The organism is Bifidobacterium sp. ESL1130 (assembly GCF_058507935.1).
The window spans coordinates 288039-304686 of record NZ_CP196379.1; the positions used below are offsets into that span (position 1 = coordinate 288039).

Here is a 16648-nt window from a genome sequence, read left to right on the forward strand (position 1 = left end):
GTGACGTCTATGAGGGGAATATGGCTGTGAGCGGGCATGCGGCTTACTGTTGCCCCGCTCACAGCCATAACCTGCGTTAGTGCCTTCTAGTGTCTCCGTGCGTGGTGGGCGCCGCGCTGGTGCCGGGCGTGTGCGATTGCTTGATGGTGCAGCGCGCGGTGACGGGCATGCCCCGTGGCGTGTGTACTGGCATATGTGTGTGCATGCCAGTGATGCCAAGGTGCCCGTGGGAGCGCATGTGGGGGGTGCAGGCCGCCGCAGCGCATCTGCTGCTTGGCGTGGCTGAGCAGTGCCACGATGATCGCTGCGGCAAGGGCGAACAGTATGGACAGTAACTGTGGGGTTTGTGGGCTGGCTCCGGTGGTCGGCAGGTTGCCCTGCTCGGGGGTGACGGTGAAGGCCTGGGTGGTTTTGGCTGACTCGTTGTGTGCCAGATCGGTGGCTTGCACGTCAATCGAACCTTGGTAGAGGCCGTCGGGCAGATCGAAATGCCAGTAGCCGTGCTCGTCGGCCTGCGTGGCGACGGGGGCCAGGTCGGAGACCTCGGCAGGCCAGGTGATGTGGACGGTGGAGTACTTTCCGTCTTGGCCGCTCTTGGGATAGGCGGAGGTGATGTGTCCGGAGATGCCGAGGCCGTTGATGGAGTCGATGACCACGATGGGGGCGAACATGCTGATGTATTCCTCGTCCAGGTCGAGGGCCGAGATGTCTCCGTCGGTATTGGTGAGCGCGGCGGTCAATGTGTAGAATTTGCCGGATCCGTTCTTCGATTTGTTGATGAACCAGCTTGGATCGATGCTGACACTCCAGGGCTGTTCACCGGTGTTGGCGAATGTTTCGGTGTAGATGAGGTCGCTGTTGGGCGGAATCTTGGCGGTGCTACTGCCTGTGGTGGGGGCGGGGGAGCCTGCCGGAGCCGGGTCGTGTTTGTCGTCGTCGCCGCGATTGCCGCCGACGTTGACGATGGTGTCGGTGTCTTCTTTGTGCACGCTGGCGTATACCTTGAGCATCGATCCCGTGTTCTTGGGGGTGACGGTGCCGCTGATCGTCACTTTGTCGGCGATGGCCTGACCATTGTGGGTGTGTGGCACCGTCACGGCGTCGATGGTCGGGGCTATGTCCGCGGAGTGGAAATAGATGAGCGCTATGGGCGAGAACTTCGAGGTGCGTTCCATGTTCTCGGTGTTCAGGCTGCTGGAATCATTGAGGTTGATTTCGGTTTGGTAGGCGTGGTAGCGCCGCGATTTGAGGGTGTTGTCGCCGACGGTGACGGGGTCGGGGTCGTTGACGGTCCATGTGCCGTCGGGTTTCACCACGGTGGTGCCGACGAGTGTGCCTTGGGAATCGATGTTCTCCGGGTCGGTTTTGTCGATGACCTTGCGGTCTTCGGCGTCCGGCTGGTCGGAGTAGAGCGTGATGGAGTCTCCCGGGGTGCCGGTGCCGTGGATGCTGGGATGCGTGGCTTTGGACTTCGCGTAGATGTCGCCTAGGGCGTATTGTGCCGCGTTGCCGATGACGATGGCCTTGCACTGCGAATTGCTGATGGTGGCATTGGCGGAGTCGGTCACATTGGTGATGGCGGGGGTGGCTGGCCTTTTGATGTCAAACTTGTAGAAGGCGGTGTCTACGGTCCATCCGGATTCGATCTGGCGTTCCACTTCTCGCTGGTTGGTTTTGGCCATGCTCACGGTGACGCCGGGATTGGTGGGGTGCGAGGGGTCGTAGGGGTTGTTGACGTCGCCGTACGGTGCGCTGCTGGCGTCGCATCCTTCGGGGTTCACTGCCCAGGTGACGAGTTTGAAATATCCGTCGAGGCCTGGCATGCTGGGGTGCTTGTAGTTTTTCTGATCCTTGACCGCTTTGGCGAAGTCGATGGATCCGTCGGCGTTTTGTGCGCGCTCGAGTACCCCGTTGTCGTTTTTGGCGATGATGCTGTAGGAGTTGCGCGTGCTGTTGAAGGCGGCGTTCGTGTCGCCGTTGCTGCCCGTGTTGTTGCCTGCTACGGGTTGTGGTGGGATTCCCTCGTACATTGCCGGCTGACCAGTCACGGTTTTTGCGGTGGGTGTCAGGTCGGTGATGGGCACCCAGTCGGTGCCGTTCTGCAGGCCGAGCCACTGGTATTTGAATGACGTGTGGCGCAGGCAGGGGTCGGTTTCGTTGAACCAGTTCGCTGCCGGATCGTACCATTCCACAAAGAAGGAGTTGGCGGGTGCGGTGCCGGCAGGAGCAATGGTGCTGCCGAACTGGTTGACAATGTCCGTGTCGAGCAGAAGCCCCCAGTTGGCCTGCCCTCCGCTCCACAGTGAGGGGTGCCCGTCCCATCCAACGAACGCTTGAGGTACTCCGCAGCCCCTGCTGAAATTCTTCAATGGGCAGGCGCCGGGGTAGACGATGACCTGGGCTTTGCTGACCACGCTTGAGGTCAACGGCCAGCTTTCGAGGTCTTTGGTGGTGAGTGAGCCGCTCGATATGTACGGGTACGTGTTTGTTGCCGCAGGCCCTACCATGACGTAGACGTTCTGCGTTATCTTCAGGCCGTTTTTGTCGGATGCATCCCATGCTGAGGTTCCGTTGTCGGGGTAGTTGAGGTCGCCTTCGAACGAGATGACTAGGTAGTCGTAGTGCCCTGACTCAACGACTTTGAGGATGGTGAAGCCTTCGTTGATGTTGGTAGCCCAGTTGAACGACTGGCTTGCCGTGTGGGATTGGCTGCCTGTGCCGTCCTTTTTTGGGAGTGTTTTGTCGTATGGTACCGAATGGCCGTAGTCGGGGTCGGGGTCTCTGTCTCCAAAGTCGTAGAGCATGCGGATGCCGGGGTTGTCCTGGTCCGTATCCACTTCGCCGTGGGCCACTCGCACGATGAAGTCAAGGCGCATCTCGTCGTTCTCGGTGTCCACCTTGTTGTTTTGCGCCAGTGTTTTGTAGAGCACCGGTGTGCGTTCGGCGCCGTCGTGTGTGGGGGCTGTGGTGTTGCGCCAGTTGGGGTCGTCGTCCGCGGCGGTTTTGGTATCGATGCCGCTTGACTGGTTTGCGGAGCTGGTGTCGTCGGCGAGCTGCTGGTCGATGGTGCTGGCTTCGGCGGTGCTGCCAGCGAGGCGGGAGCCGAGGGGTGAGGAAGTCGGCAGCATTAGGGTGATGAGAGTGCTGAATACAGATAATAGACAAATAATGCTACGATGTATAGTTTTTGCGTGTGTGATGTGGTGGGTGGCCGCTGTGCTGCCTGCAAGGGGGCGGGGTGTGTCGCTTGCGTGGCGCGGTGTTTTCGCTGTTGCATTGGGTAGTGACTTGTGGTGCTGGCAGTACCTGTTGTGCCTACTGGGCATTGTGTTGCGTTCTCCTGGTCGCATGTCTACGAATTCCTCCGATGCGGTGGCTTCCTTCTGCTGTACGGCGGCGTTGTCATGATGAGCGACGCGCGCATCTGCGTTTTTTGCACTGTACATAATAGTGGAAGTTGTGTAATTTGTTAAGCCAGCGACGCTTTGTAAAGGGTCAATAATGTACAGATTGAGCAATAAAGCAGTCGCAATGGTGCGCTAAATGGAGAAAGTGGCACTATTTTGTCTGGTAGGATGAGCCCTACTCTTGCAAAGTGTGTGCTAGGTTACATAACGCATCGAGAAAGCAGTGACTAAAAAGATATCGGCTTTTAGCGTAATTATGTTGCGCTACTAGGTCATGGCATGGAAGTTACGCGCCATGCCCTGCTGTGGGTCAGGGCTGCATCCGGTGTCTGGGTTTTCTTGTTGCGCCTTGGCTGCAATGCCGAAGTTTCTTGGACTGCTATGGATGGCGTTGAAGGTGGGGGTGCTGCCTCTTGCTACTTACGCTTGTGCTGGCGCCGTGCCACGTAGGCGTTGGTTCCACGTGTGGAAAGCTCGCTGATGACCGCGCCGAATGCGGCGGAAATCGCGGCGAAGATGATGCTGGCGAACAGTCCTTGCTGGCGCTTGGCTGCTTGGTCGTCGCCTTTGGTTTGGCGTGTGACGGTCCGGTCCCATGCGGATTGGAATATCTTGCCGCCAAGAGCGCCGGCGAGTGAGGGGAGGGCACTTTTGAGAACCTTGTCTCCCAATGTGTCCGGGTCGGTGAGAAGTCGTGTGCGAGCGCGATTCACCCGCTCGTCCACCTGATGCAGCGTGTTCACTGCTTCGTCTGCGGAGGAGCGAGTCTCAGAGGAAGCGGAATCTGTGGAGTTCTGCCGTGCATGCCTTCCTCGGCGTGCAGTCGGTGCTGTGGAGTCCGGGGATGAGTATGGTGCGGCATCGGCACGCGTGGCCGGTTGGGGCTGGGCGTGGAGTTCTGTTCTCGCGGCGGACTCGTCGGCGATATGCGCGCCGGTGGGAGCCTTGCGCGAGCTGAAAAGATGACCCTGGCCGTTCCGAACTCGTTTGCTCATGTCTTACATATTACGGGCAGCGGCTGATAGCGCGTTCTTGCGCGGTATAGTTGACCTATGAGTAATTACATTACGTCAGGCAATGGAGCCTCTTCGCCGGGTTACTTGGTAATGATGAGGCACGGGCAGACCGAGTGGAGCGTGACCGGGCAGCATACGGGGCGCACGGATCTGCCGTTGACCGATGAAGGTTGTGAGCAGGCTGTGGATGGCGGGGCGCGCGTGCGGGAGATGTACCCGCAGGGGTTCGCGCCGGAGCGGATATGGGTCAGCCCCTTGCGTAGGGCGCGGCAGACCGCTCAATTGGCCGGGTTTGGCGAGTTTAAGGTGATGGATGAGCTGGCTGAGTGGGATTATGGCAGGGCTGAGGGGCGCACGCGCGAGCAGGTGAGCGAGGCGCTCGGCCGCCGCTGGGAGCTGTGGGCGGATGGTCCGCAGGTGCTGGGCGCGGATATGGACGGTGACTGGGAGGCGGAACTGGCTTCTGGCGAACGGGTGGCGGTGCACAACGGAATTGGTGAGACTGTGAAACAGGTGGCGCAGCGTGCCGAGCGTGTGGTCGAGCGTGCTGATCAGGCGATTCGTTCCGGGGATGATGTGCTGCTGGTGGCTCATGCGCATGTGCTGCGCTTGGTGGCAACGCAATGGTTGGGTCTTGAGCCTGCGCAGGCGCGTTTGCTGCGGTTTGACACTGCCCATTGCTCTTCTCTTGGCTATTACAAGAACGATCGTGTCATTGAACACTGGAATCTGTGATGTCGCAGAAGTCTAACTTGCAGTGTAATTCGTCAAGTTTTGTATCAAGCTTGCCGTATGAAACTGCAAGATAGATATCAAACTTGCAAAATGATACTGCAAGTTTGATTTCTTGGTGATGGTAACGAAGGTTATTCGCATGTCGTTTAAGGAATCTTGCAGTGCTATACTGCAAGATAGATATAAAACTTGCAGTTTAATACTTCAAGATGCAGAATTGAGGGCGACGTGAACCATTTGGTAGCTGCCATCGTTCGTGAACAGCAGGAACTAGGCGTCCCTGAAGTGTTCGCTCGCGATGTGAAACTTGGCGACATACTGCAGCCCGCTCGGGGCAACCTTGTGCAGGTTGTTGTTGGCGTGAGGCGGTGCGGCAAGACGTATCGCTTATATCAAGAGATGGGACGGGTTTTGTCTCAAACGCAATGCCCGCAGTCGCACCTACTGTACTTTAATTTCGAAGATGAACGCCTGCGCCCCTATGCTCCCACCTTGATCAACGACGTAGTAGAAAGCTTCTATGAACTGCACCCCGAGGCGAGGGAAGAGGGAGCGTACCTGTTCTTCGATGAAATCCAGGAGGTGCCGGACTGGGGTGTGGCACTTCGGCGCATCATAGATACGCAGAAAGTCACTATCTACGTTTCCGGTTCATCGTCAAAGATGCTGTCCACAGAAGTAGCGTCGGAGTTTCGCGGCAGATCACTCTCGCGTGAGATGTTCCCCATGAGCTTCTCTGAATTTACGCGATTCCACGGCATGGATACTGCGACGCTGCCGCAGACGGAGAATGGGATAATCGCCACTGCTGCAGAAGAAGCACAGTTGAAGCAACTCTGTTCACAATATTTGGAACGGGGCGGTTTTATCTCCGTGCAGGGTTTGGAACAACCGGATGTGGTCGCACTGCTGCAAAACTATGCGAACCGAACGGTGAACAGTGATGTAGTGGAGCGCTATAATGTGCGCAATCCCGTGGTGGCGGCACGGTTTGTGTCGCGCTGCTTGGCTGGTTCGGGGCGCGAGCTTTCCGTGAACAAGGTACGTGGCGAATTCGCTGGCCGTGGTCTGCGTACATCGCGCGAAATGCTATCGCTGTTGCTGGAATATTATGAGGACGCGTATTTGCTGTTCAGGGTTCCGGAATTTTCGCGAGCTTTGGCGAGCAATCCCCGTGCGTCTGCAAAAGTATATGCTGTGGATCCGGGTATGTTTTTAGCCTTCTCTAAGGCGGCTGCGCAAGAAGCTGGGCAACGGCTTGAAAACGCAGTGTTCCTCAAACTGAGGCGTAGTCAGCGGTTGGTCCGCGACGGCAGCGTGGCGCGGTTGCTGTTGGAAGAGAAAAGCCAGCGGTACGAAGTCGACTTCATCGTCGGTGATGCGCTGACACAAGAGGCCTATCAGCTCGTTCAGGTGTGTTGGTCCTTGGAACATGAGGCTACGAAACATCGCGAAGTCCGCGCCCTGCAAGCTGCTATGAGCCAATACGGTCTGGCCGAGGCGACTATTGTCACCTTCGACCAGAGCGAGGTTATAGATGTACCTGAGGGGCGTATCCGAGTCGTCCCTGCGTGGCGCTGGCTGCTGGATTGATAGCGGCCAGCTTTACCACAGGCCGAGTACCTTCCACCACAGTGCGCCTGCGCCGGCGTAGATGGCCAGTTCTGCCACAGAGACCAGGAACCCGACCTTCCACCACTCCTTCTGGGTCACGTATCCGGTCGAATAGTAGATGGAGGCGGTGCCCGTGCCGTAGTGGGTGGTGCCCGGTGAGACGGTGGTGAGCAGGCCGAGCAGCATGGTGGCGACGATCGGCTTGACGCCGAGACCCACCAGAATAACGGCGAAGGGAATGAAGAACGTCTGTACGTGCACGAGCACGCTGGTAAGCAGATAGTGCACATACAGGTACAGCACCACCAGCACACTCACTGCGATCCATACCGGCACTCCGGCGATGCTGGATGTGAGCACGTGGCTCATCCAAGCCACCACGCCGGTCTTGTTCAGGAATTCGGTAACGCCGATAAGCGGGCCGAGCCACAGCAGGATGTTCCATCCTTGCTTTTCGGCGAATACATCGTCGAGCGAGACGATGCGCAACAGCAACAGTGCGGTCAGTCCCAGCATTGCCACTACGGTGTTATCGATTCCGGTCTGGGAGGATGTAGCCCACAGCACCACGACCAGAGCGAACACGGCAATCATCAGATATTCATAAACACCCATCTTCGGCAAGGCTCTGAGCTGTTCTGCGGCACGGCTCTGCACGGCTTTCAAATCGGTAGCCTGCGGGCGGTGGACTGCCATGATGACCAGCGGTATCAGCACTGCTGCCAGCAGGATGGGCACGCTGGCATACTCGAACCATTGCAGCCAAGAGACCTGCACCCCGAATGTTTTGGCGGCCAGACTCACCACGAGCGGGTTTGTGGCCATGGACGTGTAGAACAAGCCTCCCAGCACGAGATTCAGATGGAATGTGGCCAGGGTCAGGTATGAACTCACTGTGTTCTTGCCGGTGCCCTTCGGCTCATCCAGCGCTTCCACCAGTGACTGGTTGACAGGGAAAAGAATACCGGCGCCGCGGGCGTTGGTATTGGGAATGACGGGCGCGAGAATCAGGTCCACCAGTGCCATGATGTAGGCCAGCCGCAGCGGCCCGGAGCCGAATTTGGCGATGAGCCAGTAAGCGAGGCGTGCCCCCAAATTGGTGTTACGGAAGCCGATGGCCATGAAGAAGGCGAACAGCACCAGCCACACTGGTCCGGAGCCGAAGAACGAAAACAGCGTTTTGGCATCCATGGTACCGGTCAGACCGAGCAGGCTGAGCATGGCCAGCGAGAGTACCGAGAGCGGAATGACGTTAAGCACGCACCCTGCCAGGAACATCAGCACGATGGTGAAGCTGTGCCACCCTGCACTCTGTACTCCGGCGGGCGCGGGCGTGAACCACATGCCGATGAGGCCTAGGCAACATAAGGCAAAGATAATCTGCGGTATGTGTTTGGTTTTGGTGGCGGTCATGATGTTCCTTACTGGCAGAGTCGTTGCTTGCTCTGCTGAGTGTGCTGTGGTGGGATATCTCGTCTTACTGTACACCGCAGGGCGTGGTTTTGGGCGGACATGCTGTGACAGCTGGGCGGATGGGCAGATTGGGTTGTCCGGTCTTGTCCTGCTTTGTCCGGTTTCGCTTTGACTTTGTCTTACCGTGGTTGTGGTTGTGGTTGTGGTTGTGGGTTGTGTCTGTGGTGCTGTCTGTCTACTTTGCGGCATCGGGCGTGCTGCGCGAGGGGGACTCTGCTGCCGTCTGTGCCCCGCGGTGCTTCACTGCCACGGTGACGGTGGCTGAAGCGGTTGTTGTGCCTTCGTTCTCAAGCTTCACGTGCCACGTCTGCAAGGTATGGCCGATGAACTCGGGAGTGGCGGTCGCGCTAACCGTGCCCGAAGTCACAGGGCGAAAATGATGCACATTCAGGTCCACTCCGACCGGCACCAAGCCGTCCTCAAGGTTTGCCAAAGCGCCCAAACTCGCGGCTTCTTCGGCTAGAACCGCGTTGACTCCTCCATGCAGCACACCATACGGCTGGAGCAGGTTGGAGGTTACTGGCAGCGAAACAACTACCTTGCTTGCTGAGACTTCGGTATGCTGGATACCAATGTGTGCTGCAAACGGCATGATACGGGGTCTTTCGTGGTATTGGGGCCTGCCTCCGGCGTTGTCGGCGGCGTTGAATGTTGTTTGCATTATATGATTCGCAAGGAATAAGGAGGAACTGTGGCTGACAGCAAAGCTGAAACTGGTGTCGAGCCGGTGTTTGAGACCGTGAAGGAATACCGGGAGATACTGTTTGAGAGGCAAGGGCGTATCGCCAAAATCACCATCAACCGCCCCGAACGGCGTAACGCGTTTACTCCGCTCACTGTTTCCGAGATGATCGAAGCGTTCACGATCTGCCGCGACGATGCGAGCATTGGCGTCATCATTCTCACCGGTGCAGGCGATTTGGCGTTCTCCTCCGGCGGCGACCAAGGTGTGCGCGGCAACGGCGGCTACGTGGGCGAAGACAGCGTGCCTCGGCTCAATGTGCTCGATTTGCAGCGGCTCATCCGCATCATCCCCAAACCGGTTATCGCCATGGTGCGCGGCTGGTCAGTGGGAGGCGGCAACGTGCTCCAGCTAGTGTGCGACTTGACCATTGCCGCCGACAATGCCAAGTTCGGTCAGACCGGCCCCAAGGTCGGCAGTTTCGATGCGGGTTATGGAGCCGGTCTGCTCTCTCGTACCATCGGTGTGAAACGAGCCAAAGAGGTGTGGTTTATGGATCACTTCTACAGCGCTGATGAGGCGCTGGCGATGGGCTGGGTCAACAAGGTGGTGCCGCTGGCCGACGTGGAGGCCGAGACACTGCAATGGTGCCACGAGCTGCTTGAGAAGTCGCCGATGGCACTACGGTTCATCAAGGCTGCCATGAACGCCGACACCGACGGGTTGGCTGGGCTGCAGCAGCTCGGTGGCGACGCCACGCTGCTCTACTACACCACCGACGAGGCCAAAGAAGGGCGAGATGCGTTCAACGAGAAGCGCAAGCCCGACTTCAGTAAGTACCCGCAGTTCCCGTGATCGGTCGGCTGCTCGCACAGTTCGGTTCGAACGTGTCCGGCGGGCAGAAGCAGCGTCTGTCCATCGCTCGTGCCGTGTACCGCAGGCGGCGGGTGTTGGGAGTTAGACAACGACCATTGATTACAGAATGACCAAAGTGTACGCACCTGCGAGCTCGGGCCTGCGATATGGGTACATTTCGCTCATGAAAGCGGTGATTGTTGACCGAAATGTACCTATTTACGCTGAATATTGACGCAAGTGGGTACGTTTCGTTCAAATGTGCAGGAACGAGGATGAGTGGCATGGAAAACTGGGTGATCAAGCGAGCGCGGCTCACGCCGAACGCTGTGGCGGTGAGCGACGGCGAGACCAGTTATACGTTCGCGCAGGTGCTGGAGTGGGGCATCTCGCTCGGTGCCGCGCTCGACGCATTCGGCGTGCTCAGAACGTGTATACCTGATCTCGGCGCTGAACTTAATATCGGTTTTGGTGACACCAGTAAGGCTGCAGGTCGAGACGATACCATTGACGACGCTCAACTCGATGCCATCATCGACGTGCTGGAGCGCTCGCAGCAGCGCCCAGAGCTCATCGCTCAGAACATAGCCCTCCTGGCTGGCAATACCATGCGCGGCTATCTGATGGCGGTGACGCTGCTGTTGCGCGGAAAGACGGTGGTGTGGCTCAATCGGCGCTTGACTGACGAGGAACTGCTGAGCCAGATGCAAGACGCGGGAGTGTCCGTGTGCTTGTGTGACGATGAATTGGTACAAGGAAGGTTCGTTTCGACCGAAGTCGGCAGTGTTGCTGCCGGTATGCCACAGTTCCTGCGGTTTAGCGAAATTTTCGCCCTCGCGCGAGCTGCGCGGCACGAGGCTGATACAGCTGAAGTTGTCGAAGCGCTTGAGGCGTGTGCTGATGAGCGTGAGTCTGAACACGATGCTGTACCGACTTGCATGCGTGTTGACAGTCCAAGCTCGGAATCTGATGCCGAGCCCCATAACATACCGACTCGCATGCGTGGGGGCAGATCCAGTGCGGAACCTGATGTCAAGGCCCGCGACCTGCCGACTCCTGAATACAAAGGCAGTCGTGACGCGTGGGCTGCCGCGCAAATGCTGATCGACAACACTTGCGAATTCGCGGCGGCCGTCGACCTCACATCGCCCAGGGACGCGATTCCTCACGAATTCGCCGATACTCAAGTGGTAAGCGTCATGTTTACCTCAGGCTCCACGGGGCGGCCCAAAGGTATCAAACAGACCGTGCGTAACCACTTCACTTCGGCCACGTCGGTGGCGTTGAGTTTGGGAGTACAGCCGGGCGACGAGTGGCTGTGCACGGTGCCGATTTTTCATATCAGCGGGTATTCAATCGTCCTCAGAGGGCTGATTTTCGGTGCTACGGTGCGGCTTGTGGAACATTTTGACGCGGGTGAGGTGGCGCAGGCGCTCGCCGATGAGCCGATTACATGGATTTCTGTAGTGCCGACCATGCTCAAACAATTGGTGGCATTGCGCAGCAGCGAGCGCTCCCCGTATAATCGCGCGTTCAAAGGCTTCATCCTGGGTGGGGAGAAGTCCGACGTGGCTATGCTGGAGCAGTGTGCGCAGTTGGATATGCCGGTGGTGCGCTCGTATGGTATGACCGAAACCTGTTCGCAGGTGGTGGGAACCGGGCTTGCTGACAGCAAGGATATGAGCCGACTGTTATCGGTAGGCAAGCCGTATTTCACCACTCAGCTGCGGTTGGCTCCGCTTGAGAGTGTTGATGCTGCTGGTGGTTCTGCTCGGTTCGGTAGAGAGTCTAACCATGATGGTGCGGTGATTGCTGGCGGCGCAGTGATTTCTGGTGACACAGTGGCTTCCGATGGTGTGCAGTTTGGTGAAATTCAGTTCAAAACCGACGCGCTTACCACCGGTTACATTCAGGATGATATCAATCCGCAGCTGATGCAGCTTGCTGGTTATGCTGGTGACGCAGCTGTTGCTTTGCGGTCTGCTGGGACTTCGGGGTTGGTGTCGCAGCGTTTGGAGCATGCGACTGGTGATTCCGCTGCTGTGGCGGATGGCGCAGGCCAGGAGTTGCCGACTCGGTATGTAGGAGATGTCTCCGGGGGTGATGATGTTGCCCAGCACGCATTTGAGGCAGAGTTGGAGTCTTGTGTTTCACGTGAAACAGATGGTGACCCACGCCACATTTCTGGACTGTTTGCCAAGAAGCTGACCGCTGACGGTTGGTATCGCACCGGTGATGTTGGGCATATGGACGCGGAGGGCTACCTGTATGTGGATGGGCGGCTTGACAACATGCTGATCTCTGGCGGTGAGAACGTGCATCCGGAAGAGATCGAACGCGTGTATGCTGACTGCCCAGGAATCACTGAAATTGCAGTGACTGCTGAGCCTGATGAGCGCTGGGGTCAGGTTCCGGTGGCCTATGTAGTGTGTGATGGCGCGGCTGATGTTGCAACCGATGCAGCAGAGGTCTCAGATGTGGCTTCAGTTGCCGGGATTTCGACTGCTGTGGTTGGCAAAGTCTCGACCGTTGCGGCCCCAGCTAGTGCAGTTTCACTGGTTGCGTCCTCAGCAGATACGGCTGCTGGTGCTGGTATGGCTGCGGCAGCTGCGTCTCCTATGACTACTGCGAGTCTCATTCATGACGATGCAGCCTTGCGCCAGTTTGGTCGCGAACATTTGGCACACTACAAAGTCCCGCATCGCTTCTACCGCGTTGCGTCGCTCCCAAAAACCAGCACCGGCAAAGTGCAGCGCTTCCGGCTTGGTGCAACCGAAAAGCGGTAGTCTCTCAGCAAGTACAAATAAGAGTATTATGATTAAGTTAATCGTGTTCCTCTTAATCGAGAAACCGTTAACTGCACTCTCTCGGTAGATAAGTATCAGACCTTTTCGCGTTCTTGGCTACGCGGTTTTGCAAGTGGTGGGGGACGAACCCGGTCAAACGTGAGCAGACTGATATTGATGTGGTTGCAGGAGATCCGCAGTCTAAGACGGTGCTGCTTGGCGAATGCAAGTGGCGTAATACTTCCAACGAGACGCGTGCTATGGAGTCGTTGAGCGAGCGAATCGGGCTGATTGACGGGTATACGACGACACATCTGGCCCTGTTTACTAAGCAGTCAGTGCGAGAGGCAACGAAAGCTAAGTATGGCGGAGAGCTGCTGCTAGTGGATGCTGAGAAGCTGTACGAGTGAGCGACGGCTTTGCTGCCGTGTGCTGGCGGTGAGGTTGTGGTTGTTAATTGGCATGATGCTGTATGTGGTTTGGTGAATATATGCGGGTTCTGTTAAAGTGAATGGAGTTATTTGTGATGTAGTGTGCACGTGTAGTTGGTGTGCGCATGTGAAGATGGAGATGTGGTTATGGCTCGTATGAGTACTAAGCGTCGTGCGGTTGCCGCGTCTGCTACGGCAGTGACGTTGGCTGTGGTGCTGGGGATTTCGGCGTTTGCTTCGGCCGACGTTGCCGGTGACTCCGCGATTTCCGGGGGGGGGGTGATGTAAATGCCTCTTCGTTAAGTGATGGTGTTGGAACGCAGGGTGGCGCTCCGGTTGTAGGTGATGGTGCTGGTGTACCCACTCAGTCTGTGAGTGGTGTTGAGGGTTTGCTGGGGCAGAGCAAGAATGGTGTAGGGACCGTTGCGGGGCGGTCTGGTCAGGGTTCCAAGAATAGCGATGATGCTACGACTCAGGAGCTGAGTTCTGATAGCTTGAGTTCGGCAGGCGTAGAAAGTCAGTCTGGCACAGTTCGTGATGGTGGATTGCCGACGAAGCTGGTGAATACGGATTTCAGTTATCCGGGAACGTCGATGTTCACTTGGATGGGTGGTTGGACTTCGATTAGTCGTAAACATAATTTGGTTCTTGGAACTTATGGTTCGAGCCAATATATGTGGTACACCTTGCCTGCTTCGTTCGATAGTGCGCAGTTCGGCTGGGATTCGACGCAGGTGTCTCAAGCGGGCTGGTCAGCAGGACCTGCGGAGTATCTTTCTAGCCTTGAACAGTTGGAAGATGCTGTGGAGTTGCAGCGTGAGTCGAATGGTAATATCTATGCTGAGCTGGCGGCATCTCAGGCTGGTACCGGTATTTATCAGGATATTGCTACCGTACCGGGAACGCTGTATACGTGGAGTCTTAAGCATGCATCTAGGGATTCAAGCTATCTTGATAAGTTGAGTGTGCAGATTGGTGCCCCGGGTCAAGAGACGGCGCAGCAGGCCACGCGAACGGTGGCGAATGGTAAAGGTGGTGATGTAGTCGGACCGGTGGGCACAGTGATTGCTACGAAAGTCACGAATGCTGCTGCTGGCGATCATGCGGGCCAGTGGGAGACATATACAGGCTCATATACGGTGCCTGCAGGGCAGACGGTTACTCGGTTCACCTTTAAGAATATAGATTCGATTTTGCCGAATAATGGTAATCATTTGGATGATATTACATTTGCAACCTCGCATCCGTTGACGTACAACGCGAATGGTGGTGTGGGTTCGTTACCGTCTCAGGTCGCTGGAACTGGTACGTCGGGTTGTTTTACGCATTATCAGGATGGCAGTTCGTTCTCGTTGGCGACGGCTGGTAAGGATTCGGATTGTTGGGATTCGTCGATGTTGACGAAGCCTGGTGCCAGGTTCTTGGGTTGGAGTGATACGCCGTTGGGAGTGGTGGATACTGCGGCTGATTGGAGTGTGGCTCGGTCGCATATGAAGTCCACGATGACGATGGCTTCGCCGGGTGTGACGGTGTATGCGGTGTGGGGTAGTGATAAGACCTTGTCGTTTGATGTGAACGCGCCTGCCGGTCATGCTGCTCCGGCTGCTCCAGCAGGGCAGACGGTTGGGTTCAACTTGGGTACGTCTGATCGGTCTGGTTGGATGGTTGGTGACACGGGCAAGGTGCCGGGGTATAGGTTCTTGGGTTGGAAGATCTCTAAGGTGGGGCCGGTGCGTCCGTCGTATGCGGGTGTGGCGTATGCGGATCCGCAAGGTGAGAGCGAGGCCGCGGCGTATGATTTCACGAGTCCGGTGGTGGCGGATACGGTGGTGTATGCGCAGTGGGAGGCCGACCCTCAGGCTGTTTCGTATGATGAGAATGGTGGTCAAGGTGATGGGAACCGGTACTCGTCGAAGGGGTCTACTGATCAGACGGTGAAGGTTGCTGGTGATACGTGGTTTACGCGTAAGGAGTATGCGTTTACTGGGTGGAATACGAAACCGGATGGTAGTGGTGACACGTATCGGCCGGGTGATTTGGTGAAGCTTCCGGTTGGTGGTATCACGTTGTATGCGCAGTGGGAGCGGGTTTTGTATTCGCTTGGCTATGATGTGAATGGTGGCGGTGGGCAGGTGCCGGTGTTGTCTGGTGATGCTCCGGTGAGTTCGGCGTCGTCTGGGTTGACGGCTGGTTGTTTTGCACGCTATCCGTCTGGTGCGGTGATCAAGCTGGCGACCGCTGATCAGGATGCTGATTGCTGGGATAGTTCTATGGTTTCCAGGACTGGGGCACGGTTCTTGGGTTGGGCTGATAGTCCGGTTGGGTTTGTTGATAATGCGGCTAAGTGGTCTGATGCTCGGTCGCATGTGAAGACTCAGGTGACGATGGCTTCGCCTGGTATCACCGTGTATGCGGTGTGGGGGTCCGATAAGACCCTGTCGTTTGATGTGAACGCGCCTGCCGGTCATGCTGCTCCGGCTGCTCCGGCCTCTCAGACGGTTGGGTTCAACTTGGGTACGTCTGATCGGTCTGGTTGGATGGTTGGTGACACGGGCAAGGTGTCTGGTTATCGGTTTACTGGTTGGAAGACGGCGAAGTCGGGTGCTTCCGGTTCGTTTGATGGTGATACGGCTTATGTGTTTTCTGCTCCGGTGTTGGCGAATACGGTGGTGTATGCGGGGTGGCAGCCGTTGGCGGCGGATATTTCGTATGATCCGAATCCGGGTGATGGTGTGGTGACCGGTGCGACCGCGGCCACTGCTGGTGTGACTGATGGTAGTGCCATGGTTGCGGATAACGGGTTTGCTCGTCGTGGTTTCCGGTTTAATGGTTGGAATACGAAGGCGGATGGGACTGGTACCACGTATTGGCCAAACCAATCCTACGACAAGCTTCCAGTTGGTGGTGTGATCTTGTATGCGCAGTGGGCGACGGTGGAGTATGCGTTGCCGTTTACTGGTGGTCAGGGTGTTGCGGTGTCGGTGCTGGTGGCGGTCGTACTGCTTGGTGCTGCGTCGTTGTTCCGTTGGTGGCGGAATCGTCGTATGGCCCAGTGACATGCAGGCAACCTGACTGTTGGTGCAGTGGAACCGTCGCTTATCGAGTGTAAGCGTCGGTTGTGTTGCGTAAAGTGAGCGCCGTGCGACTAAACCGACGCTGAGTGAATGTGAGCGACGGGTTTGTTGCGTGAGGGTACGGTAACGCAACGTAACCGTCGCTGAGCGAGTGTTAGTGTCGGTTTGGTTGCGTGGGTTGAGTGGTGCGCAGCTAAACCGACGTTGGTCCAGTGTGAGCGACGGGTTTGTTGCGTTTGGTACAGAGTGCGCAACGTAACCGCTGCTGAGTGAATATAAGTGTCGGGTTTTGCTGTGGTAAGTGCGGTTTGTTCGTTGTGATGTTTGTGAACGGGCATTAGCGTCGGATCTGACGTTGTTGTTATGGTGGCGCAACGTAACCGTCGCTGAGCCGCTGTGAGCGGCGGGTTTGTTGCGTGAGGGTATGGTAACGCAACGGAACCAACGCTGAGCGAGTGTTAGTGTCGGTTTGGTTGCGTGGGTTGAGTGGTGCGCAGCATAATCGTCGCTGATTGAGCCTGAGCGACGGTTCTGATGCGTAAGGTGAGTGCCGTGCACCTAAACCGTCGCTGAGG

The 16648-nt window shown here is 57.1% G+C and carries 11 protein-coding genes; 7 read left to right on the plus strand and 4 right to left on the minus strand.

Annotation, left to right across the window (positions count from 1 at the left end; translation table 11 throughout):
* Positions 1 to 86: 86 nt before the first annotated feature.
* On the minus strand, positions 87 to 3128 hold the full coding sequence (locus ACSYSO_RS01035; protein ID WP_491701831.1) for a hypothetical protein: 3042 nt from the start codon (positions 3126 to 3128) through the stop codon (positions 87 to 89).
* 695 nt (positions 3129 to 3823) lie between these two features.
* The gene (locus ACSYSO_RS01040; RefSeq protein WP_491701832.1) at positions 3824 to 4402 is read right to left on the minus strand and encodes a DUF4235 domain-containing protein; all 579 of its coding nucleotides are present in this window, start codon (positions 4400 to 4402) and stop codon (positions 3824 to 3826) included.
* Positions 4403 to 4459: 57 nt separating this feature from the next.
* Here ACSYSO_RS01040 and ACSYSO_RS01045 point away from each other — a divergent pair, with 57 nt between their 5' ends.
* On the plus strand, positions 4460 to 5158 hold the full coding sequence (locus ACSYSO_RS01045; protein ID WP_491701833.1) for a histidine phosphatase family protein: 699 nt from the start codon (positions 4460 to 4462) through the stop codon (positions 5156 to 5158).
* Positions 5159 to 5386: 228 nt separating this feature from the next.
* Positions 5387 to 6751, plus strand: coding sequence for an ATP-binding protein (locus ACSYSO_RS01050; protein ID WP_489799216.1), 1365 nt, complete (start codon positions 5387 to 5389; stop codon positions 6749 to 6751).
* 12 nt (positions 6752 to 6763) lie between these two features.
* Here ACSYSO_RS01050 and ACSYSO_RS01055 read toward each other — a convergent pair whose 3' ends face one another.
* Positions 6764 to 8185, minus strand: coding sequence for a DASS family sodium-coupled anion symporter (locus tag ACSYSO_RS01055; RefSeq protein ID WP_489799214.1), 1422 nt, complete (start codon positions 8183 to 8185; stop codon positions 6764 to 6766).
* Positions 8186 to 8420: 235 nt separating this feature from the next.
* Positions 8421 to 8837 carry a PaaI family thioesterase gene (locus ACSYSO_RS01060; protein ID WP_491701834.1) on the minus strand — a complete coding sequence of 139 codons (417 nt, stop codon included), beginning with the start codon at positions 8835 to 8837 and terminating at the stop codon, positions 8421 to 8423.
* A 99-nt stretch (positions 8838 to 8936) separates the two neighbouring features.
* Between ACSYSO_RS01060 and menB the strand changes: the two genes are divergently transcribed.
* From menB to ACSYSO_RS01085, 5 genes are all read left to right on the plus strand, one after another.
* Positions 8937 to 9782, plus strand: coding sequence for a 1,4-dihydroxy-2-naphthoyl-CoA synthase (menB, locus tag ACSYSO_RS01065; protein WP_489799211.1), 846 nt, complete (start codon positions 8937 to 8939; stop codon positions 9780 to 9782).
* 275 nt (positions 9783 to 10057) lie between these two features.
* On the plus strand, positions 10058 to 12568 hold the full coding sequence (locus ACSYSO_RS01070; protein WP_491701835.1) for an AMP-binding protein: 2511 nt from the start codon (positions 10058 to 10060) through the stop codon (positions 12566 to 12568).
* Positions 12569 to 12681: 113 nt separating this feature from the next.
* Positions 12682 to 12978, plus strand: coding sequence for a DUF234 domain-containing protein (locus tag ACSYSO_RS01075; RefSeq protein WP_491701836.1), 297 nt, complete (start codon positions 12682 to 12684; stop codon positions 12976 to 12978).
* Positions 12979 to 13146: 168 nt separating this feature from the next.
* A complete protein-coding gene (locus tag ACSYSO_RS01080; protein ID WP_489799205.1) occupies positions 13147 to 13287 on the plus strand; it encodes a hypothetical protein in 141 nt (46 codons plus the stop codon).
* 83 nt (positions 13288 to 13370) lie between these two features.
* On the plus strand, positions 13371 to 16055 hold the full coding sequence (locus ACSYSO_RS01085; RefSeq protein WP_489799203.1) for an InlB B-repeat-containing protein: 2685 nt from the start codon (positions 13371 to 13373) through the stop codon (positions 16053 to 16055).
* Positions 16056 to 16648 lie beyond the last annotated feature (593 nt).